Here is a 21,640-nt window from a genome sequence, read left to right on the forward strand (position 1 = left end):
AGAGTTTAGAGGCGCTTCGACACCTTCGGGCAAGGCGGACGCACACTGGAATGCAGGGATCTGGGATGACTTCTGGTTTTACTCCGCCGAAAGCGGTCAGACAATTTGGAAACTGGATTGATGGCGCGTGGTCGTTCAGCCAAGGCGCGCAGAGTGTGTCGGTCAACCCGGCCAATGGCACGCCGGTTTCGCTGTTGCATGAGGCGGGGGAAGGCTTGGTCGATCAGGCCTGTGTGCGCGCTCACGCTGCCTTCGAGTCCGGATGGCGCCTGTCAAGTGGGGAGCAACGCTCCAACGTGTTGCTGCGAACCGCCGCTCTAATTCGCGAAAACGTCGATGAACTGGCCTGGTTCGAGATGGCCGAAAGCGGCAAGCCGCACAAGCAGGCGAGGCTTGAGATCGAGCGGTCGGCCATGCTGTGGGAATTTGCCGCCACGCAGGCCCGCTCTCTGACAGGCGACAGTTTTGGCGGCCTGGGTAAGGACTATTTGGCCTTGACACTGCGCGCGCCAGTCGGCGTGGCCGGCATCGTGACGCCCTGGAATTTTCCGTTCTTGATCATCAGCCAGAAGCTGCCGTTCGCCCTTGCAGCCGGATGTGCGGCTGTCGTGAAACCATCGGAGCTGACTTCCGCCACGACACTGCTCTTGGGTCCTATCCTCAAGCAGGCGGGCCTGCCCGATGGGGTGTGCAACATCGTGACCGGCAGCGGCAAGCTGACCGGGGAGGCTTTGCTTAAGCACCCGCTGGCTCGGATGATCTCCTTCACCGGATCGACGGCGGTGGGCAAACACGCCATGGAAATCGGCGCTCGGATGCTGAAGAAGGTTTCACTCGAGCTAGGCGGCAAGAACGCCCACATCGTGATGAACGATGCCGATCTGGGGGCCGCGCTCGACGCCACCTTGCATGGAGCCTTTCTCAACGCCGGCCAGTCGTGCAATCAAGGCAGTCGTATCCTGCTCCAGAACGGCATCGCCAAGGATTTCACGCGCAAGTTCATCGAGGCCGCGCGGTCCATTCCCGTCGGCGACACGCTGCGAGACGACGTGCTGATGGGTCCGATCATCAGCGAAGCACAATATCGCAAGATTCTAGGCTACATCGAGATCGGCAAAGCCGAAGGCGCGACGCTTGCCCTCGGCGGGACGTATCGGGAAGAAGCCGGGGGGCGTTACATCGACCCGACCGTTTTCACCGAGGTCGCATCCAGCATGCGGATTGCCCAGGAGGAAATATTCGGTCCAGTCTGCACCATCCAAACTTTCGAGATGCTGGACGAGGCCTTCGCCATCGCCAATGGCACCGACTACGGTTTGTCGGCCGGCATATGGACTGGCGATACAGCCGCGGCGCTGAGGGCTGCACGGGAGCTGGAGGCCGGAACCGTTTGGGTCAATACCTATCTCGACGGACCCGCTGAACTACCGTTTGGCGGCCTCGGCGCGAGCGGGATCGGGCGCGAGGTTGGTCGCGTCGGATGCGAAGAGTTCATGGACATCAAAACTGTCCAATTGCGCAGCGGCGGATATCAGCCGCGTTGGATCGGCAAGGCCATCTGAGGGGAGAGTGAGGATGGACAAGGAATATGACTTTATCGTTGTTGGCGGCGGCTCGGCCGGCTGCGTCGTGGCTTCGCGCCTGAGCGAGGATGCCGGCTCACGCGTGCTTCTTGTCGAGTTCGGCGAGAAGAACGACGGTCCTCTGGTTCGCTGGCCAGCGGGCTACGCCAAACTGCAAGGTCCGAGATTTCGCTACGAGTGGGAAACGGTTCCGCAGCCGGCTCTCAACAACAGGCGCATGCTTTTCCCGCAGGGCAAGGTTCTGGGGGGCGGCTCCTCGGTCAACTCTATGGTCTACATCCGAGGTAACCGGCGCGACTACGATCAGTGGCGCGACTTGGGCAACGAGGGATGGGGCTATGATGATCTGTTGCCCTATTTCCGTAAATCCGAGGACAATGAGCGATATCTTGACGATTACCATGGTCAGGGCGGGCCGCTTGGCGTATCCGACCAGCGTTCGCCGATCGACCTGACGCGCGTCTATATCCGCGCGGCGCAACAGGCTGGCTACCCCTACAACACCGATTTCAACGGCGCTCAACAATATGGGGTCGGTTATTATCAGGTCACTCAGCGCGCTGCCCGTCGCTCGAGCGCTGCGCAGGCTTTTATCTACCCCAATGCCAATCGCAAGAACCTGACCGTGCAAACCGAGGCCCGCGTGCTTCGGGTGTTCGTGGAGAACGGCCGCGCGAGAGGCATCGAGATCGCAATGAAGGGACAGACAAGCCGGATCGAGGCCAGGTCCGAGGTCATCCTGTGCGCGGGCGCAATCAATTCTCCGAAAATCCTGCTTCTTTCAGGCGTCGGACCAGCCGCCGAACTCAAGCGCGCGGGGGTGAGGGCGGTTCATGACCTGCCAGGCGTCGGCAAGAATTTGCAGGATCATCTTGACGTCTATTGCTGTGCCAGCCTCAAGGAGCCGGTATCCTATAACGGCCACGACAAGGGCTCTATGGCGGCTTGGCACACCCTGCAATTCCTAGCCTTCGGTACTGGCCCGCTCACGTCAAATGTCTGCGAGGGCGGCGGCTTCGTGTCGACTGAAGGGAACGCCGATTGGCCAGACATCCAGATGCACTTCCTGCCCGCCTACGTGATCGATCATGGCCGCGTGCAGGTCAAGGGCCACGGAATGACCCTCAACACCGCCTATCTTCGACCCGAAAGCCGCGGAGAGGTGATGCTGGCATCCGCTGATCCGGCGGTCGAGCCGATCATTGATCCGAAATACATGACGCATGAGCGCGATTGGGCGCATACCGTCAGCGGGTTCAAGATTGCTCGTGAAATCCTGTCACAGCCTGCATTCGCCAAGATCTACAAGGCCGAACACTTGCCCGGCGCGCAACGAACGAGCGAGGAGGATTTGCGTGCCTATGTGCGAGAATGGAGCAAGACCGACTTTCATCCTGCAGGGACCTGCAAGATGGGTTCCGACGAAATGGCCGTTGTGGACACCGACCTGAAGGTTCGCGGCATCGAAGGACTACGGGTCATCGATGCCTCGATCATGCCGACGCTGGTCTCAGGCAACACCAATGCGCCATCAATCATGATTGGCGAGCGTGGCGCCGATGCGGTGAAAGGGCGCAAGTTGCCTCAGCAGCACACGCTCGCCGGACAGATGCAGCAAAAGTACCCGGGCCGCACGGCTACCTGACGGCGGCGACAAGCTCGATTTCGACGCTGGAGTTGCGCGGCAGTTCGGCAACGCCAACGGCAGAGCGCGCGTGATTGCCGCGTTCGCCAAGCACCTCACGCAACAAGAGGGTTGCAGCGTCGGCCACGCGGGGCTGGAGATTGAATCCCGGCGCCGACGCGACGAATACTGTGATCTTCAGGATCTGGACGACATTGTCCAGACCGCCGACGGCATGCGCGAGAGAGGCAAGCGCATTGCGCATCGCAAGGTCAGCCGCTTCCTTTGCCTGTTCGAGCGTGACGTCCGATCCGACCTTGCCCGGGTGGAGATCCTCATCGCCGGTCTTGGGCACATTGCCGCTGACCCAGGCCTGGCGGTCGTGCACCAGAACTGAAGTGTAGCCATAAGCGGGCGGTTGGTAGGCCGGAATCTCGTATCCGTTGTAGGTGAAGGCACCTGTCATTGTTGTCGTTCCTCTTATGGGACGCCGCGGTGCGTCTGGCTTGCGAGCACCTGGATACACAAATGGGGCGGGTTGCTGGACGTATCCCCGAAATGTCGGACATGTGTCACAAAAATGGCTTGCTGTAAAACAAATTAGCTGACAGATTACAAATATGTGCAAATCCTGAGCCCCGGCGGAGCGATGAAGCTCAAACTTGCAGACCAAGTCTACGGCGCTCTTCGACAATTCGTCGAAGGCGGTGAGTGGCCAGAGGGCACGCGGATACCTCCGGAGACCGAGCTTGCGAAGAACTATGGCGTCTCGCGGCCCGTCGTCCGGGAGGCTCTGATCAGGCTCAGAATGGAGGGCTTGATCGGATCCCGCAAAGGATCCGGGAACTTTGTGATCGGCAAAAATGGCCTGGAGTCGGGTGGCTACAGGCCAATCGAGAACATAGCCGACCTCATCCAGGCGTTTGAATTTCGATTCTCCGTCGAATGCGATGTTGCTGCTTTCGCGGCGCTGAGGCGGACCGACGAGGAGTTGGAGCAAATTCGCGTTGCCTCCGTCGTCGTCAGGAATCAGTCGAACGAGGAGACCTTCGGGGATGCCGATTTCGGATTCCATCTGGCGCTGTCCCGAGCAAGTCGAAACGCAATGTATGAAACCACGCTCAGCATGCTACGCACGCAGATCGTCTTCGGGATGCGGCTCGTAGGAGAATTCTCTCAACAACAAGCTGCAACCCGGTCCGAGGCGATCTTCGAAGAACACGAGACGATCGTCGACGCCGTTGAGGCTCGACATGCCGACAAAGCCCAATTGGCAATGGGTCGGCATCTCATGAACTCACGACGCCGGATCCTCGGCTTCGAAATCGCGAGCGATTGGCAACCCACATTGGGCACCGGACCTTCGATCCGAAGGGGGCAGAATTGAAGCGACCTCTCCGTCCGCCGTGCCTGCGTTCTTGCCGACCGCGATCGCCCGGGCGCGGCGCTCCTTCGATCGCAAATCTGTGCACCCAGCCCGCGTTTCCCAGCGCGATTTCGGTCGCCGCCCAATCCTGCGGCCCTGTGAGAGGTTAGCTTATGTCTTCGTTGTCCATCGATAGCGTTTACAAATACTACGGCCCCAACCTATGCGTCTTGAAGAACATCAACATTGACGTCGCATCCGGCGAATTTCTCGTTCTTCTCGGACCATCGGGTTGCGGCAAGTCGACCTTGCTCCACGCAATCGCCGGCCTTCATAGGATCAACGCCGGCGAAATCCGGCTTGGCGAGCGCATCCTCAACGAAGTCCCCTGTCAGCACCGCGATATCGCGATGGTGTTCCAGTCCTATGCGCTCTATCCCTCGATGACCGTCAGGCAGAACATCGCTTTTCCGCTGGAGATGCGAAAACTGCCGAAACCGGAACGTGACAAGGCGGTTTCCGACGTCGCCAACCTGCTCCAAATCAGCCATTTGCTGGATCGAAAGCCGGGACAGCTGTCTGGCGGGCAGCGGCAGCGGGTAGCAATTGGCCGCGCTTTGGTACGAGAGCCAAGCCTTTTCCTTTTCGACGAGCCACTATCGAACCTGGATGCTCTCCTCCGTGTTGAAATGCGGACCGAGCTGAAGAAGCTGCACCATCGAATGGGTCGAACCACCGTCTACGTGACACATGACCAGATCGAGGCCATGACGCTGGCAAACCGGATTGCCATCCTGGACAAAGGAGTCGTTCAGCAACTTGGAACCCCGGGCGAAGTCTACAATCGACCTGCCAATCTCTTTGTCGCAACTTTCATCGGCAGCCCGCGCATCAACCTTTTGCAGGCGGTCAGCAAGGGGGGGAGGGTGGTGCTGGAGGGGTCTGGAACAATCCTTCCGGCCCCGCAGGAATTCGCCTCGGCTTTGCGCCAGGATGGCCGCAGGGTCACGGTCGGAATCCGCCCGGAGCACTATGGCCTGGCAGAGGGTAACGCCGCGAACGAGAAGACCGTCGACATCGAGGCCGACGTCAATCTGATCGAGCCGACGGGATCAGACGATGTCATTTTGTTTCAGCATTCCGGCGTGGAACAGCTGGCCCTGCTGCGGGCAGGGCATGTGAGCCAGAGCGGCAGGGCGCGGCTGCGTGTGGATACGTCACGGATTAGCGTCTTCGACAGCGGTTCCGGCGAGCGCCTTTAATGAGCCTGGCTGGAGATATCTGCATGGCAGCCTCCTCGCCTTTCACCCATGGTGGCAAATCAAGCGCGGCACGCATGCTGCTGACCGATCCTTCTTTTCCCCTTCCGGCGCCGTCGAGCCCGCATTGACGATAGCAGCCCATACCGTTCGCATAGGCGACCGGCTGACATCCATCCTCGTTCATCAGGAACCCGTGCAATGACAAAGCAAATTCGATGGGGACTTGTCGGCGCAAGCCGCATAGCCGCCGAGTGGATCATCCCCGCGATCAGGGCGACGCCAGGAAACGAAGTGGTTGCCGTCCAGGGCGGCAACGCGGCGCGTGTGAGCGAATATGCGCGGGCCAATGACATCCCGCTTACCTGCGAGTCGCTTGAGGAACTGCTCTCGGCCGGTGTCGATGCGGTCTACATTTCCAACACCAACGAAAAGCATGCCCCGTGCGCCATAGCGGCGCTCAATGCTGGCAAGCATGTGTTGGGTGAGAAGCCGATGGCCATGACCGAACAAGATGCCCGGGAAATGGTTTCGGTGGCAAAAGACAAAGATCTTGTCTTGGCGGTCAACCATCATTTGCGTGGAATGAACAGCCACCGCAAGCTGCGTGAACTTGTCGAAAGTGGCCTGCTCGGCGACCTTGTTGCGGTTCGCGCCATGTTCGGCGTTCTGCTGCCCCAGGACAATCGCGGATGGCGCACCGATAGTGCTTCGGCCGGAGCAGGCGTGTTCTTTGACCTGACCGTTCATGACGCAGATACCCTGCACTTCATATTGGGTGAGAAATTTGTGCGCGTTGCTGCTTTTACTTCCAACAACGGCATCTCTGCCAAAGGGATTGAAGACGGCGTCGCCACGATAGCCCAAACGACGTCTGGCCTCACAGTCCAGATCACGGAGAGCTTCGCGATCGAGCATGCGAGAACAACCCTTGAATTGCACGGCACCAAGGCTTCTGTCTTTGCCGATGACGTACTGTTGCAGCGGCCCGGCGGCAAGCTGGAGCTTAGCGTGCGAGGCAACCGTCAAGAAATTCCGATCGAGCATGAAAACGCCTACCCCCGTGCCATTTCGGCTTTTGCCGATGCCGTCAGGGGCGTCGGCCGCCCACTGGTCTCCGGCGAGGACGGTCTCGCATCGCTTCGATTTGCACTTGCCGCGCGAACCGCGGCCGCAACAGGTCGAGTGATCGAAATCTGACCGCTTCCCATGTGCGGGTCGCGCCACCGGATCGCGCCGGGAGCATCATCCAAAGGATCCAATCCGAATGACGATTGTTTCAAAGGCCGAATTGAGCTCTGCGCTCGCAGTGCTCCCGCGTGTGCGGCTGGCGCATCTTCCGACCCCCATCGATTACTGCCCCACGCTGACAAAACGGCTTGAAGGGCCAAAGATCTGGATCAAGAGGGATGACTGCACCGGTGTCGCCTTTGGCGGCAACAAGGTTCGGCAACATGAATTCATCCTGGGTGACGCGGTTAGTCGCGGGGTCGACGTGGTGATCCAGGGCGCCGCATCTCAATCAAATCAATCGCGCCAACTCGCCGCAGCTGCGGCACGGCTTGGTCTCGACTGTATCCTGATGCCTCGCAAGGACGCACACTACGATCATGTTCAAGGCAATCAGCTTATATCGCGGCTTTTCGGTGCGAAGATCGTGCCCGTGGACGCTACGGCTTCGGTGAAGCAGGCCAAGGAGGATATGGCGGCCAGGCTGAAAGGCGAAGGCCGAAACCCAGCTATCCTCGGCATGGGATCGCAGTCGGCGCTAAGCCTGGCGGCGGTTGCCTATGTCAACGCGTATCTGGAGATATCTGCTCAGTTCGAAGCGCTGGAGGAAGCGCTGCCCACTCACATCTATGCGACCTCTCAGGGAAGCACGCAGGCCGGCTTGCAGGCGGCGGTAATGCTGCTTGGGCACCCCACTCAAATTCGCGGCATCAACCCGATGGACAGCCGCAACGAAGCCTATGAATTTCCTTCCGCGATTGCCGGTCAGTGCGAAGCGGCGGCGCGTATCCTCGGGTTCGATTTATCGGTGCCAGAGGAGGAAATCAGCAACTCCACCGATTGGGTGGGCGCCGGCTACGGCCTCCCCTCGGCGGATGCTCAAGAGGCGTGTGCCCTGCTGGCCCGAACCGAGGGTATTCTTGTCGACCCGGTGTATTCGGGAAAAGGGCTCGCCGGCTTGCTTGGCGATATAAGGTCTGGCCTGCTGACGGCAAAGGACCGCGTGGTGTTCATCCATACAGGCGGTCTGCCGGCCATCTTTTCCTACGCCGACGCCATTCTGGCTTGCACCTAGAAATGTCCGTCACGAAGCTGACGAGCTGGTGTTGACCGGCCCAAGCCTTTGCCAATTCGGTGGGACATCAAATCCCAGGATACGGTGGCGCGACTGAAGCAGATGGCTCCTCATCGCGTCAAAAGCCGCTTGCGCGTCACCGGACTTGATTGCATCGACGATCAAGGCGTGCTCGCGATAAACGGTCTGAGCTCGAGTGCTGCTGCCGATCAGCGAGAATTCGCCCACCAGCCGCATACCCAAAAGTATCTGGGGATTGAGCATCGACAGCGTCGCTTCGAAGAGCTTGTTCCCAGTGCACTTGGCAATCGCGATGTGGAATGCCAGGTCAAGATCACCGAAATCACTCTCGCTCAGATCGCTTTTGAACTTCTCATGCGCCGAGATAATTTGAGCTAGATCCTGCGATTTGCCCCGCAACGCGGTGAATGCCGCAGCATCGCACTCAATGGTCAATCGGAACTCGAACGCGCTGATGAGGTCTGCGACATTCTCGATAGGGCTGTAACTTCGCCTTGGTGCCCCGTTGGCGGCAATGACCACGCTGCCTGAGCCGCGACGAGAGTCGATTATCCCCTCGCTGCGCAGTTGCACCAGGGCCTCGCGCACGACGGGGCGTGAAACACCAAAGCTTGCCGCCAGTTCGGTCTCGGTAGGCATGCGCGTGCCTTCGCGCCACTCACCCTCGTCGATCTGGCGACGCAAGCCGTCATAGACGCGCTTCGAGAGCTTGATGCGCTCATCATTTGGAGCACTCATTCGCAAAATCCGCGTGATTCCCCAGTTGTCTTACAAATCTAATCAAGCAAGCGCGGAAAATCCATAACTTGAGCACTGGCCCGAAAGCGGCCGAGCTGATGATCGGATTCTGACGGGGACTAGTGCTGCTTCCCCATGTCAAACATGGCCAGCAATTTGTCGGTTACCGCTCTTCCGAAGACAGCATGATGTTCGACATCCAGGTGGATACCGTCTACCGGGCTGACGCTAATGAACTGCGCGGCGTTCAGATACTCCGCGCCGAAATGGGCTGCGACGTCCTTGTATTTTTCAGCAAGCTGGCCCGATTTGATCCCTCCGCCAGAAAAGATCTCGCCGAGGAATCCGACTTCCTCGATGGGAGCGGGAGCGATGACCAAGATGCGGGGATCGGCTCCTGCGGGACCCGATTTGGCGGACAATATCAGCTCGATCAACGCGACCAATCCCCGAGCGATGTCTTCTGAAGTAAGGCTGAAGCGTGTTTTCAGATCGTTGGTGCCGAGCATCAACACAATTGCGTCCAGCGGGCGGTGGGTATCGATGCACGGCTTGAGGTAGGTAAGTCCGTTGCGTGAGGCGCCTTCAATAGGATCATCGAGAGTTGTAGTTCGACCGGGAAGGCCCTCCTCGATTATGCGGAAGCCCTTTCCCAAGGCTTCCGCCAGTACGCCTGTCCAGCGTGCCGTCTCATCAAATCGCTGACTATCGAACCAACTCCTGGCTGGAGCAGAGCCATGGGTGTTGCTGTCGCCGTAGCACAGAATGCGCCTCAATTTTGTCATCGATCTCGGACCGTTTGCTGCTGCTGCAGTTTTCAAATGAGGAGCAGGGGCGCATCACACGATGCGACCAGCCGATGTCATGGCGTCGCCTTGACTTGGTTCCAAAGGTCAGTGCGCTTGGTGGGATCTTCGTCCGGCTGCATCCAGAAGATCTTGGTGCCCGCCGGTATGGTATCAGTGGATGTGACCGAATTCGCGTAGCCGGATTTTTCGGTCAGCTCTGCAGCGATCTTCTTGCTGATTACGAAGTTGATCCACTTCAAAGCCAGGTCATAGGAGTCGCCCTTGGCCCCGCTGGTGACCGCCCATGTATCTACCCAGGCGATAACGCCTTCCTTTGGATAGGCTTGCTTATAGTTCAGGCCGCCGGCCGCTAGGGCCTTGATCTGCTGATCGGCGTAAGCGCCGAAAATGATCGGTGCATCATTGTTCTGCGCCAACTGAACCGAATCCTGCACGAACGTGTAGAAGCTCGCGGAGTTGTGCTTCAGGTCTACCAGCTTCGGCATGGCATCCTTGAACTGTTGATCAGTCAGATGAAAAGGCGTCTGCACGCCGTTCAGGATTGCCGCTGTGGCGAAAGCACTTTCGCCGTCGTCATAGAGCAGCACCTTGCCTTTATACTGAGGACCCCACATCACCGACCACGAGGTGGGCGCCGGATTCACCTTTGCGGGGTCATAGATCAGCGTCATCGGGCTGAAGGCATATGGAATAAGATAGGTCTTGCCGTCGTGAACTGCGCCGGCGATTTTGGAAAGATCCTGGAACTGAGGCAACTGGCCAGCATGATTCGGGATCTTCGACAGATCGATCGGCTGGAGCAGTCCCGCTTCGTAGTATCTCTGCATGCCAGCTGCAGCTGTCGCAAAGATGTCAAAATCCTTGCCTTGGCTACCCTGGATCTTGGCCCACATCTCGTCATTCGACCCTGCAAAAACCACTTCAACGGTCGCGTTGTTGTCTTTCTCGAACTGCGCGACCCAATCCTTGTCGGCGTAACCGTCCCACGTCAGGATGCGCAGCTTGCCCCCGGCGTTTGCCGGTCCGGCAATGGCAAGTGCAAGCACGGACGATACCGCCAGCAGCTTCCCGATTTCGCCGAACAACTTTTTGTACATTCTCATCTCCTCTGGAAGGTGTTCCCACATCGTTGATCACTTCAGATCAGCCCCATTTCGGTCCGAGCGCAGTCTGGTTATTCTCGGTAAAGACGTTCGTATCAAAGGTGCTCCCGATCAGCGGTTTGCTTTGCTCCGGCAGTCTAGCTCCCACGGGTTCCTAACGGATCGCAGGAAGATCAATCATCTAGTGCATGCAGCGTGCAGTCTGCAATCTATAGAGTCAAGGGGGTGGCAGCGGTTTTTGAGCAAGGCCTTCATTAGCTGGTTTTGCAATTTTTCGTGAACGGCCGCCGCCTACTGCGATCAAATCGGGCTTCTTCGGAAAGCGCCGAAAAAAGCTGTATCCAGGCTGAAACCTGACGTTGCTGAAGCCTGGATTAGCAAGCCGGTTTCGAGGCCCTAGCGGGGTGGGGGCGTTGGAAATTTAACGATACGATCCGGAGTGCCTAAGCGAATTTGCGGTATTGCGTTCTGCATGCAATTCAGTATAGGTGCGGTTAAAGATTGGCGATGGCGGCATCGCTGACGCCACCCGACGGAATAACGAGTTGGAGGCGAGCCTAACCGGCTAATTGGAAAATGCTTATGAGCGACCAGTCTCTGATCGAAATGAGAGATATCGGCAAGACCTATGGCAGCCACACGGTCTTGCGCAATGTCAACCTTGACATCGGCCAAAACGAGTTTCTTGTGGTAGTGGGACCCTCGGGCTCCGGCAAAACCACAATCCTTCGCATGATTGGCGGATTTGTCGAACCAACGAGCGGGGACATCCTTCTGAACGGATCGCGGATCAACGGCATCCCAGTCAATCGCAGGCCGTTCAACACTGTCTTCCAGGACTATGCCCTTTTCCCGCACATGACGGTTGCTGCCAATGTCGGCTATGGGCTCCGGGTCAAAGGGCTCCCCGCCGACGAGATCAAGAAGCTGGTTGCGCAGACGCTTGATCTGGTAGGGCTGGGCCAGCTCGGGTCACGCTACCCTGCGCAGATGTCTGGCGGACAGCGGCAACGAGTGGCACTGGCGCGTGCCCTTATTTGCAAGCCGCGACTGGTCCTGCTGGACGAGCCGCTCGCCGCGTTGGACGCCGGCCTTCGCCACCAGATGCAGACGTTCCTGAAATCCATTCAGCGCGAGATCCAAACCTCATTCCTGTTCATCACCCACGACCAGGAAGAGGCCATCAGTCTGGCCGATCGCATTTGCGTCATGGATCACGGGGAGGTTGTGCAGGTGGGCCGGCCGGAAGAGGTCTACTATCGACCTTGCAATCGCTATGTCGCGGATTTCTTCGGCGACAACAATCTCGTTGACGCGCAGGTGAGGACAGTCAACGGCGATGGCATCGCGGTGGAGACGCCATTTGGGATGGCGGTGGCTCGGGGCGATCAAGGGATTCATTTCAACGCCGGCGAGGCGGTGACGCTTGCGGTGAGACCCGAGAACGTTGAGCTTCTCGGAGCAAACGGATCCGCACCGGCCGGGCACGTCAAATCAGTCTCCTTCGTGGGGCCGTTGTCGCTTGTAGAAGTTGAATCGACCAAGTCGCCCGGTGCGACCCTGCACGTTAAACAACTCAGCAGCCAATTGGCTGCGCCGTTCAAAATAGGCGCCGGTGTGACAGTCTCATGGAAGGGTAAAGAGACGTGGGTCATCCGCAAGTGAACTCAAGGAAAACCCCAGGGCTGGGATCCGCCGGAGAGGCCCGGCTAATCAATAGCCTCGTTATCATCGCCTATGTCTTGCCGATCGCTTTGATCCTAGGGCCATTTTGTATTTTCTTTGTCGTAAGCTTCGGACGCGTTGAGGCCTCCGCCGTCGTTATCGACTTCAACCTGTCGAACTACGTTCGGATTTTGGCGGACTCTACCGTCCGCATGGTCATTGGGCGGACCCTCGTAATAGGCGTTGCGACAGCCTTTGTGTGCACTCTGGTGGGTTTTCCGGCCGCCTATCTGATGAAGATTCTTAGCCCGACGCGGCGCTCTCTTTTGATGGTGGCGTTTGCCGTGCCTTTGTTGATGAGCTACGTCATCAAGATCTACACAGTCCGCAATCTGCTTGGCACAAATGGCGTCGTCAACCATTTCCTGATGGCCTCGGGCCTTGTCTCGCAACCGCTCGAATTCTTCACGCTAAGCTACTACGGGGTCTTCTTGACCTTGACATCGGTGTTACTGCCGTTTGCCGTTTTTCCGATTTTCCTGTCCCTTGATCGCATTCCGGCAAGCTTGGTTGAAGCGGCCGCCGACCTGGGCGCCAGTCGCACGCGCATTTTCTGGACGGTGATATTTCCGTTGAGCCTGTCGGGGGTGGCAGTTTCGCTGACATTCACCTTTGTGCTGGCGATCGGTGATTTCATCACCCCGGAACTGGTTGGCGGGCCTAACGGATTCACACTTGGCCGCATCATCTTCAGTCAGTTCGGTCTTGGCTTCAACTGGCCGTTCGGTGCCGCGCTCTCAATTTTCATGATGATGATTGTCACGGTGGCTCTGGCATTGGCTACCCGCATCCGTCCACCTGGAAAGGTGACATTTTGAAGTCCGCACGCTCCACGGTCGTCGTCCTTTGCGCGGGGACGGCGCTGATCTTGGCTGTCCTTTACGGGCCGATTCTCATGGCCATCGTTACCGCCTTCGTGCCGATCCGCGGCGGCGTGTTCCAATGGGATCAGGTCTCCATCGTGGCGTTTGAGAGCATCAATGGCGACATTGTCGATGCCCTGAAATTGACCCTGATCGTCGGGTTTGTCGCTTCCACGATCGCGCTGGCGATCAGCACCGGAATTGCTCTTTACTGCGCACCAGGAACTGGGTTGGGCAGAAAGTTCATTGAGTTCCTGATCTTCCTCCCATTTGTAATGCCTCCTATCATTACAGGGCTCGCTCTGCTGATTTCCTTCCGAGAGGCCGACGTCCCGAGGTCGCTTTTGACTGTCTTGGTTGGCCATATAACGATCTTGCTGGCGATCGCCTATCGGACCATCGTGACGAGGCTACGCGAAATGGGCGCTTCCCTGGTCGAGGCGTCGCTCGATCTGGGTGCCAGCCGGCTTCAGACTTTCTGGTGGGTTGTGCTACCCAATCTCAAACCGGCTCTGATGGCGTCATTCGTCCTATGCTTTGCGCTATCGTTCGACGAGACCATGGTCACTCTGCTTCTGACCGGTGGCCAAAGCACTTTCCCAGTTCGGCTTTGGGGCATGATGCGCCTTGGCTTCTCGCCCTCGATCAGCGCCCTGGTCGTCTACATCCTCGCCATTAGCACGGTATTGAGCCTCTTCCTCATCAGGCTTTTTATCCCCGCACGCTCCAATGCAGCCGCCTAAAAACGAACTTGGCCGTTGAGCCCGGTGGCCATTATAAAGACACCCGGCCCGAAGGCCTCGGCGGCGAGGAGGAGCCCTTCGGTCCGCTCGCACCATTCTTTCGCTTCAAGGACGAGGCGGACGTTATCGCTCAAGCCAACGATATCAGATTCGGACTTCCCTCCGAAGTCTATGCCAAAGATCTTCGCGGCTGGTTGGCGCGGCCTTAGGCCGCGCTCGCTATCCTGGCCGCAACGTCGCGATAGGTGTGCAGGGGGCGGCCCAAAATACTGGTCAGCCGTACAACGTCACAGGCCTCCGGGAACATGCCGTCGCTGACATAGCGCTCGGCCATCAGGCGCATCTCGTAGGCCGTCCATTTTGGCATGAAGCTCGCCATGTTCTGCTCGAACGCGCCGGGATCGTCGCCGCCATAGACCACCGGGCGATCCAGAAGGTCCGACCAGATCCTGGCCACGTCGGGGCCGGTTAGCGTGTCGGGCCCCACCACGTTGATGGTCTCGACCGGCAGCTTGCCGGGCGCGGAGTCGCGGCGGATCAGCTCGATCTCGGCTACTTCGGCGATGTCAAGGGCGTCGACCATGGCTACGCCCTTGCTGCCAATCGGCATCGGATAGAGTCACGATCGGTGTCGACCAAACGAGGTCGTACAGTTCTTGTCTGGTGAAGGTGCGTTGCATTTTTGGATATAACGGGGATTTGGTGGGGTTGCGAAGACACCCCAGTCGCAACGCTGCTCAAAGTCAAGCAAGGGTGCACAGTTCTGGCCCCACGACGCCAGCACTGTTCCCTGTTAGGCTGAGTTCATTTCCCTGATATGCCGGTAGGGAATTCTCCGCCAAAGCATTGAAACTGCGCCAGGATTTCAGGTTCGAATTCCCGCGCGAGGCGAAAATGACCGAAAATTCGCTGTTTTTCGGCACCTAACAGGGAAAATGGGACAGAGACCGGTTCGCAGGTGACTGCCAGCACCACCATTATCGTTATTTATCAATGATTTATAGGGTGGTTCGCCACGAGGTTCGCCAATAGGTTCGCCAAGCATCGGCTTGCGGGTGACCAGACGCGCACGACTCGATCCATCCCCTGGACCGCCAGCCGAACCTGCGATGCCTCGCGCGAATAGAGCTCGGCATGATCGATATCATCGTGACCGAGCACGTCCATGAGCTGTCTGGTCGAGGCTTCTGCTTCGGCCAGATAAACGCCGAGCGACTTTCTCAGCCCGTGCAAAGTCAGGCGCCCGCGGCATCCTCAATATTGCTGAAATTGGGCTTTGGGTTCCCCAAATGCGCCACGACCCAGCCATAATCGCCGCCAAACTCTTTGCCGTAGCGGCGGATCGCATCGGCATAGTCCTTTTCGATGCGCGCGGCGGCACGTTTCGCAAAGGGAGCATAACCAAGGCGCGTATGGCATTGCTGATATTGCCCGAGGCCCTTCTTCGCCTCAACGATCTCATGCGCGACGTAGCGCTCGGCGAGCGCTTCGCCGCCATCGTCCAGGAGCATCGCAACGCAGGCAACTTCGTGAAGCGTGCGCCACCGGGCCATTGCGCCGTCAGCATAGCCGTTCTCCATCTCGGACGCGATCTGGATCGCGCGGACATGGAGGTGAGAGAGCGCCTTGTTCAGATGCGCGCGACGCATGGGCCGGCCTTGCCGCTACGCTGCTCCCGCCGCACGACGAACTTTGGAACTTCGGTGGCGAAACTTATGTGGGGTTCAAGGACGGCAGCGTCCGTTACCAAGATGCGTTCGGTCGGACCGAGAAGGAACGCGAAACTCTTAAGAAGGTCCCGCCGACGAAGGAGTTCGCGTCGGGCGCGCCCTGCGGTTGCGGGTCAGGACATCCCTACCGCGTCTGTTGCAAGTCCAGGCCATCGGCGCTGCGGCCAAGCTGAACTGAACAAAGCATCCGCGAGCGCAATCTCGTGTTTCATCGCGGCATCCTCTCGATCCTGGGTTTAGACGCGGGCAAGGACTGGACAGTGGTCAGACGGGAGCTGACCGATGACCAGATCAGGGAAGTCTATTTTCTCTACGAGGCGCTCTGGCCGCTCGAAACCGATCTTCTATCGCTCCTGCCAAAACCCGACGGGCGGCCGCGCGCGGTATACACCGGATCGCTCCATCCGCAGTCCATCGTAGAGTTTGCCCTGGGCGCGTCGCTCTACTTCGGCGAGCTGATCGTCGAAACGCCGTTCGTCCACTCCGGCACCATCGCCGAGAAGTACCGGCCGACCGAGAATCCGCGCAGCTACCATCTCGAATTCCTGAAGGCTGTGGCATTCTTCCTCAACGTCATGCCGCTGGTAGACGCCGGATTGATCAACCTCATTTCGGACCCGTGGACCTTCGACTACCATCTCCGCCGCGAAACCATGGCGATGGGGGAGGACCGTGCCGCTGGGATCGACATAAGCCTCCGCGGAGAGCCGCGCCTGGAGGAGTTGGTGCGTGTCGACTTCATGCGCGACATGCTGATGTGGCCCCGGAACGCGCACGAGGCCGGATGCGTGAGAAGTTTCCCGATCTGGATGCGGCCGGCATCGCGGAAATATTGTCCGAGCTGGAGCGGCTGAAAGAGGAGGACCCGCTTGCGGCCTTGCAGGACGGCATCTTCAATGGCGGCAAGGAAGGCGGCCAGATGCGCCTGATGCAGATGGGCCGAACTTCGAAATCGCTATGTATCTGGCGCAGGCGACCGGGGCCACTATCGTGACTGACAGCGCCTTCCGCTGGCAGGAGATCATCCGCGCGGCGCGACCGAGGTTGGGAGCGCCTTCGGCGCGCTTCAGGCAGCTCGCTGGAAATCTTGCTCGACGCCGAGTTCCTGTTTCCCGACAATCCCGACCGCATTATCCGGATGGCGCGCGAGGGCATATTGGCAGGCTACCCCGCACTTTTCGGCGAGATGTTCCGGTACCTGGCTGGTGTGGTGGAGCGCGGTCCCAGGCCTCAGCGCCGCGTCAATTCGAACCTGACTACATCTCTACGCAGCGCCTATCGACATAGGTCTCCAGTATTCTGCCACGGCCGTTCCGCCATGTCTGGAATTGCGCCAGTCCGACACGAGCGGCCGGTTTCCCTTTGACTTCACTGGGGAGGAGGGGGCGGAAATTCGAATGCCGCATGTTCGTGGGGAACCACCATGGGATGGGCCGGATTGGCGAACGCGATATTGCGGGACGATCTTGAGGCCCGGCATGCCGCGCGCGGCACGCACCGCCATGCCACTCGGCTTCAGCTAGTTGAGTTCAACCGAGCCAGCCGCAGCAAAGAGTTGCGCGCGCAGCCATTGATGGCCCGGATCTTCCTGATGCCTGGGATGCCAGTAGGCGCTGATCCCGATAGTTTTCAGTGAAATCGGGGGTGCGAAGAGATCGAGCGATGCATCGAAATGCCGAAGCATTCTTGTCGGCAGGGTGCAGAGGAGATCGCTTCCCGCGACGATCGTCGGCGCCACTGCATAACTTTGCACTGACATCGCGACCAGGCGCGAGCGGCCGATCGCGCCTAAGGCCCTGTCGATGAATCCGGAAAACGGATTCCCCTCGGATGAAACGAGCAGATGCGCGGCACCGCAAAACGCATCGAGATCGAGCGGCCCCCTCCCACGAGGGTGGCCTTTGCGCTGGGCAGTGGCGAAATCGTCGTCAAACAGCCTCCGCCCAATCCAGGCATTCTCCGCCCCCGTTGCAATGCCCACAAAGATATCGACGTCGCCACTTTCGAGCAGGGTCGGGATTTGCTTCCGGTTCGGCACAGCAAGTCGTAGTCGAAGGTTGGGCGCGCCTGCTCGAGCACGCTGGACTAGGCTCGGACCAAGCATGATTGCCGGGTTCTCTTCCAGTGCTAGCGTGAACACCCGGTCGCTGCTCACCGGGTCAAACGTCGCCGGTTCCAATATAGCTCTGATCTGGCGTAGCACGCCCGCAACCAACGGAATGAGTGCTTCTGCCCGGGGCGTGGGAAGTACACCGCGCCCGTTAGGCGCAGGGATGAAAAGGCGATCATCGAGCAGGGTGCGCAGCCGGGTCAATCGGGCAGACAGTGCGGGTTGGCTGATTCCCAACCGAGCCGCAGCATGGGTGATGTTGCGATCTTGCAGCAATGCGTCAAGCGCTAGCAGCAGATCGACATCCATGCTGGCAATCAAATTCATGTCCACCCTCCCTTCGTGATTGGGTCAATATCCCACCCCAATAGTGCATCGCTCCAACATTGAACAAAGGATGCACAAGGAAAATCGCCGGCGGAGATTCCGACCGGCGATTTTGCCGTGCTTGCGCTGCTTGAAATCAATGCGCGTCTCGATTCGTGTAGGTCACGGGTACCCAGTCATAGCCGCCTTTGCCATCGGCGCGGATATGGCCGATGCCCGGGAAAGGCAGATGCGGTACCGCGATGAGGTCGCCGTGCGCGGCGAACGAGGCGAACGCCTGTTTGCGGACCAGGGCGGCACCTTTGTCATCCTGGTCATAGGCGATGGTCACGTCCGGGTCGGGAAACTGAACCGCCGCGACGTGGATCGTGTCGCCGATGAAAATGATGTGCTCGCCCTTGCTGGTCAGCGTGTAGAAAGCGGCTCCCGGCGTATGACCGGGATATCCCTATCCCTTCGTCTACGGGCAGCTTGACCTGTCGCTGTTCCCGATCGTGGCCTGGCGCGATTGCGTCCGGCAGGCAATGAGCAAGAAATGGTTCAATGCCTGGACCGACGATCTCTATCTGGCCGATGATGCTTTGTTGATAGAGCAGATCCGGACCAAGGTTCTGACCAAGCGCGGCATCTTTGCACGGCCCGAGGAAATCCTGATCACGCTCGGATCGCAAAATGCGCTTTATCTGCTCGGTGCCGTGCTGATTAGACCCGGCACTCAGATCGCGATGGAGAACCCCGGTTACTATGCCGCGAGGGACATCTTTGCGATGGCTGGGGCCAACATCCAGGCCGTCCCGGTGGACCATGAAGGTTTGGACCTCGATCAGCTCGGCTCGGCGGAACTTGTTTTCGCCACACCCAGCCATCAGTTCCCGACCAATGCGACCCTCAGCCTCGAGCGGCGCTATCGCTTGCTTGCATGGGCCGAAAACACCGACGCCCTCATTATTGAGGACGACTATGAGGTCGAGACCGATTTCAGCGGCGATGCCACGATGCCGATGAAGGCGCTCGACCGCAGTTCCCGGGTGATCTATGTCGGCAGCTTTTCCAAGTCGCTGATGCCAGGGCTGCGACTTGGCTTTGTGGTTGCGGACAGCCGTTTGATTGCCGAGCTGCGGCGCTTGCGCGGACTGATGATGCGCCATCCTCCCAGCAACAATCAGCGCACCGTCGCTCTCTTTCTCGCGCTCGGGCATCACGATGCCTATCTCTCGCGCATGAAGCGCGTCTATGCGGAGCGCTGGCATGAACTGTCGTCAGGTTTGGACGCCGACTTCCCTGGATGGAAGCGCCAGACCAAGTTTGGCGGTTCATCCTTCTGGCTCGAGGGACCGAAAGGTTTTTCCGCCAGCCAGCTGGCGCAGAAAGCGCTCGGCGCCGGGGTCGTGATCGAACCGGGCAACGCTCTTTTTCACGGCGGCTCGTCCAACGATCGCTTCTTCCGCATGGCCTTTTCCTCCATCCCGAAGGAACGAATCCGGCCCGGAATAGCCCGGCTGAGGGAGATCGCGGAGACCCTCGTCTGAGCAGCAAGCCAAGCCCGCCCATCGAGCCGATCGCAAGAAGATCGTAGACTGACATCGCGGTTTGAGGGCTCCAGCCATGCGGACGTGCTCGGCGTGTCCGATCTGGCATCATCTGCGCGGGTGTTTGCTGGAATCTGTCCATAGCTCTTGGACAGCCGTTTCGCGCAACTAGTCCTCAGCGGGACCAAGTTCGGCATGACGCCGCCGTGACCTTCGCGGTCATGACGCGTTCGCATTTCAGGCCGCCAAGCGTGCGGCCACAGATCAGACAGAGGGGGTTCTCACATGACGACGATTGGCCATTTCGTGAGTGGCAAGCGGGTGGATGGCAAGGGCGAGCGCATGTCCCAGGTGTTCAATCCCGCTACCGGCGAGCAGATCGCGACCGTACAGCTGGCCAGCAAGGCCGAGGTCAACGCCATTGTGAAGGTGGCGTGGGAAGCCCAGTCGGCCTGGGGCGCCACGCCACCGGCAAAACGTGCGCAGGTGATGTTTCGTTTCCGCGACCTGCTCAACCAGCATATCGACGAGCTGGCAAAAATGCTTTCGGCCGAACATGGCAAGACCATTCCCGACGCGAAGGGCGAGATCGCGCGCGGGATCGAAGTCGTCGAATTTGTCTGCGGCATCCCACAGCTGTTGAAGGGCGAGTACTCCGAGCAGGTCGCAAGCGGAGTGGACACTTTTGCGATCCGTCAGCCGGTTGGGGTCGTTGCCGGCATCACGCCATTCAATTTCCCTGCCATGGTGCCGCTTTGGATGTATCCGGTGTCGATCGCGTGTGGAAACACGTTCGTGCTGAAACCTTCAGAGCGCGACCCTTCCGTCCCTCTTCGAATTGCCGAACTGTTCCATGAAGCCGGTCTTCCGGCAGGCGTGTTCAACGTCGTCAATGGCGACAAGGAAGCCGTTGATGCTCTGCTTGACCATCCACTTGTCGACGCGGTCAGCTTCGTAGGTTCGACCGCTATCGGCCAGTACATCTATTCCCGCGGCACCGCGAACGGGAAGCGCGTTCAGGCGCTGTGCGGTGCTAAGAACCACATGGTCATCATGCCCGATGCGGACATGGATCAGGCGGTCGACGCGCTCATGGGTGCCGGCTACGGCTCGGCCGGCGAACGTTGCATGGCGATCTCGGTCGCGGTCCCGGTGGGCGCGGAGACCGCCGATCGGCTTATCGCCAAGCTGACCCCCAAGGTGCAGTCGCTCAATGTCGCCCCTTACACCGATCCCAATTCAGACATGGGACCCGTCATCAGCCGAGAAGCTCTCGACCGGATCAAGGGATACATTGCCGAGGGCGAAGCCGCGGGCGCGAAGCTGGTGGTCGATGGCCGCAATCTCAAGCTTCAGGGGTACGAGGGCGGATATTTCCTCGGAGGCTGCCTGTTCGACAACGTCACCACCGACATGTCGATCTACAAGAACGAGATTTTCGGGCCGGTCGTGTCGGTCGTGCGCGCCAAGGGTTATGCGGAGGCCGTCGATATGATCAATTCCCATGAATATGGAAACGGCACCGCAATCTTCACCCGCGACGGCGATACGGCGCGTGACTTCTTCAGCCGCGTGAAGATCGGCATGGTGGGCGTGAACGTTCCGATTCCGGTGCCGGTGGCCTATCACTCCTTCGGCGGCTGGAAGAGATCGCTCTTCGGCGATCACCACATCCATGGCATGGAGGGCGTGCGCTTCAACACCCGTCTCAAAACGATGACCACGCGCTGGCCTTCCGGCATCCGCGAAGGCGCGGTCTTCAACTTCCATTCCGGTTCCGACACCAAGGCTTGAGAGGCGGCCGA

Annotated in this window: 18 protein-coding genes and 4 pseudogenes; 13 read left to right on the plus strand and 9 right to left on the minus strand. The window is 59.1% G+C overall.

Translation table 11 applies throughout. From position 1 onward, the window contains the following. Positions 1-65: 65 nt before the first annotated feature. Both EN818_RS18240 and EN818_RS18245 read left to right on the plus strand, forming a co-directional pair. Complete coding sequence (locus EN818_RS18240) at positions 66-1,562, plus strand: aldehyde dehydrogenase family protein (protein ID WP_135904853.1); 1,497 nt, start codon at positions 66-68, stop codon at positions 1,560-1,562. A gap of 13 nt (positions 1,563-1,575) precedes the next feature. Continuing rightward, a complete protein-coding gene (locus tag EN818_RS18245) occupies positions 1,576-3,228 on the plus strand; it encodes a choline dehydrogenase (protein ID WP_135904851.1) in 1,653 nt (550 codons plus the stop codon). Here the strand turns inward: EN818_RS18245 and EN818_RS18250 are convergent. Further along, entirely contained in the window at positions 3,221-3,673 is a 453-nt protein-coding gene (locus tag EN818_RS18250; RefSeq protein WP_135904849.1) for a RidA family protein, read from the minus strand. The genes EN818_RS18245 and EN818_RS18250 overlap by 8 nt on opposite strands. Before the next feature lie 183 nt (positions 3,674-3,856). Here EN818_RS18250 and EN818_RS18255 point away from each other — a divergent pair, with 183 nt between their 5' ends. The 4 genes from EN818_RS18255 to EN818_RS18270 all read left to right on the plus strand — a co-directional run bounded on the left by EN818_RS18255 (position 3,857) and on the right by EN818_RS18270 (position 8,137). After that, positions 3,857-4,594 carry a FadR/GntR family transcriptional regulator gene (locus tag EN818_RS18255; RefSeq protein WP_135904847.1) on the plus strand — a complete coding sequence of 246 codons (738 nt, stop codon included), beginning with the start codon at positions 3,857-3,859 and terminating at the stop codon, positions 4,592-4,594. A 152-nt stretch (positions 4,595-4,746) separates the two neighbouring features. Then, positions 4,747-5,835: an ABC transporter ATP-binding protein gene (locus EN818_RS18260; RefSeq protein WP_135904845.1), complete on the plus strand. Its 1,089-nt coding sequence runs from the start codon at positions 4,747-4,749 to the stop codon at positions 5,833-5,835. Positions 5,836-6,033: 198 nt separating this feature from the next. Continuing rightward, positions 6,034-7,032 carry a Gfo/Idh/MocA family oxidoreductase gene (locus tag EN818_RS18265; protein WP_135904843.1) on the plus strand — a complete coding sequence of 333 codons (999 nt, stop codon included), beginning with the start codon at positions 6,034-6,036 and terminating at the stop codon, positions 7,030-7,032. 67 nt (positions 7,033-7,099) lie between these two features. After that, positions 7,100-8,137 (plus strand): pyridoxal-phosphate dependent enzyme, encoded by a 1,038-nt coding sequence (locus EN818_RS18270; RefSeq protein ID WP_135904840.1) that lies wholly within the window; start codon positions 7,100-7,102, stop codon positions 8,135-8,137. Positions 8,138-8,146: 9 nt separating this feature from the next. On the opposite strand, the gene EN818_RS18275 is transcribed toward EN818_RS18270, so the two are convergent. From EN818_RS18275 to EN818_RS18285, 3 genes are all read right to left on the minus strand, one after another. After that, positions 8,147-8,896 (minus strand): FadR/GntR family transcriptional regulator, encoded by a 750-nt coding sequence (locus EN818_RS18275; protein WP_135904838.1) that lies wholly within the window; start codon positions 8,894-8,896, stop codon positions 8,147-8,149. A 119-nt stretch (positions 8,897-9,015) separates the two neighbouring features. Further along, positions 9,016-9,672, minus strand: a complete 657-nt coding sequence (locus EN818_RS18280; protein ID WP_210236481.1) for an SGNH/GDSL hydrolase family protein — start codon at positions 9,670-9,672, stop codon at positions 9,016-9,018. A gap of 86 nt (positions 9,673-9,758) precedes the next feature. Then, positions 9,759-10,802, minus strand: coding sequence for an extracellular solute-binding protein (locus EN818_RS18285; protein ID WP_189523799.1), 1,044 nt, complete (start codon positions 10,800-10,802; stop codon positions 9,759-9,761). Positions 10,803-11,390: 588 nt separating this feature from the next. Between EN818_RS18285 and EN818_RS18290 the strand changes: the two genes are divergently transcribed. From EN818_RS18290 to EN818_RS33650, 4 genes and pseudogenes are all read left to right on the plus strand, one after another. Further along, on the plus strand, positions 11,391-12,473 hold the full coding sequence (locus tag EN818_RS18290; protein ID WP_245518831.1) for an ABC transporter ATP-binding protein: 1,083 nt from the start codon (positions 11,391-11,393) through the stop codon (positions 12,471-12,473). After that, on the plus strand, positions 12,455-13,351 hold the full coding sequence (locus EN818_RS18295; RefSeq protein ID WP_135904830.1) for an ABC transporter permease: 897 nt from the start codon (positions 12,455-12,457) through the stop codon (positions 13,349-13,351). Before EN818_RS18290 ends, EN818_RS18295 begins: the two co-directional genes overlap by 19 nt. After that, complete coding sequence (locus EN818_RS18300; protein ID WP_245518830.1) at positions 13,348-14,139, plus strand: ABC transporter permease; 792 nt, start codon at positions 13,348-13,350, stop codon at positions 14,137-14,139. Before EN818_RS18295 ends, EN818_RS18300 begins: the two co-directional genes overlap by 4 nt. A gap of 68 nt (positions 14,140-14,207) precedes the next feature. Beyond that, positions 14,208-14,324 (plus strand): annotated as a pseudogene (locus EN818_RS33650) (aldehyde dehydrogenase family protein); the annotation flags it as partial. A 20-nt stretch (positions 14,325-14,344) separates the two neighbouring features. On the opposite strand, the pseudogene EN818_RS18310 reads toward EN818_RS33650, so the two are convergent. The 3 pseudogenes from EN818_RS18310 to EN818_RS18320 form a co-directional block, all read right to left on the minus strand. Then, positions 14,345-14,758, minus strand: a pseudogene (locus tag EN818_RS18310) (NmrA/HSCARG family protein); the annotation flags it as partial. A 443-nt stretch (positions 14,759-15,201) separates the two neighbouring features. Continuing rightward, positions 15,202-15,406 (minus strand): annotated as a pseudogene (locus tag EN818_RS18315) (tyrosine-type recombinase/integrase); the annotation flags it as partial. A gap of 34 nt (positions 15,407-15,440) precedes the next feature. After that, a pseudogene (locus tag EN818_RS18320) lies at positions 15,441-15,788 on the minus strand (DUF5677 domain-containing protein); the annotation flags it as partial. 284 nt (positions 15,789-16,072) lie between these two features. Between EN818_RS18320 and EN818_RS33245 the strand changes: the two are divergent. Beyond that, on the plus strand, positions 16,073-16,723 hold the full coding sequence (locus EN818_RS33245) for a hypothetical protein (RefSeq protein ID WP_207210052.1): 651 nt from the start codon (positions 16,073-16,075) through the stop codon (positions 16,721-16,723). A gap of 665 nt (positions 16,724-17,388) precedes the next feature. On the opposite strand, the gene EN818_RS18330 is transcribed toward EN818_RS33245, so the two are convergent. Together EN818_RS18330 and EN818_RS33250 are read right to left on the minus strand one after the other, a co-directional pair. After that, positions 17,389-18,306 (minus strand): LysR family transcriptional regulator, encoded by a 918-nt coding sequence (locus EN818_RS18330; RefSeq protein ID WP_095806871.1) that lies wholly within the window; start codon positions 18,304-18,306, stop codon positions 17,389-17,391. A 136-nt stretch (positions 18,307-18,442) separates the two neighbouring features. Further along, on the minus strand, positions 18,443-18,637 hold the full coding sequence (locus tag EN818_RS33250) for a hypothetical protein (protein WP_207210054.1): 195 nt from the start codon (positions 18,635-18,637) through the stop codon (positions 18,443-18,445). 193 nt (positions 18,638-18,830) lie between these two features. Between EN818_RS33250 and EN818_RS18340 the strand changes: the two genes are divergently transcribed. Continuing rightward, the gene (locus EN818_RS18340) at positions 18,831-19,835 is read left to right on the plus strand and encodes a PLP-dependent aminotransferase family protein (protein ID WP_095806870.1); all 1,005 of its coding nucleotides are present in this window, start codon (positions 18,831-18,833) and stop codon (positions 19,833-19,835) included. 285 nt (positions 19,836-20,120) lie between these two features. Further along, positions 20,121-21,629 (plus strand): CoA-acylating methylmalonate-semialdehyde dehydrogenase, encoded by a 1,509-nt coding sequence (locus EN818_RS18345; RefSeq protein WP_135904828.1) that lies wholly within the window; start codon positions 20,121-20,123, stop codon positions 21,627-21,629. Positions 21,630-21,640: the final 11 nt, after the last annotated feature.

Origin of the sequence: Mesorhizobium sp. M3A.F.Ca.ET.175.01.1.1, assembly GCF_004791945.1 — a bacterium.
Lineage (GTDB): Bacteria > Pseudomonadota > Alphaproteobacteria > Rhizobiales > Rhizobiaceae > Mesorhizobium.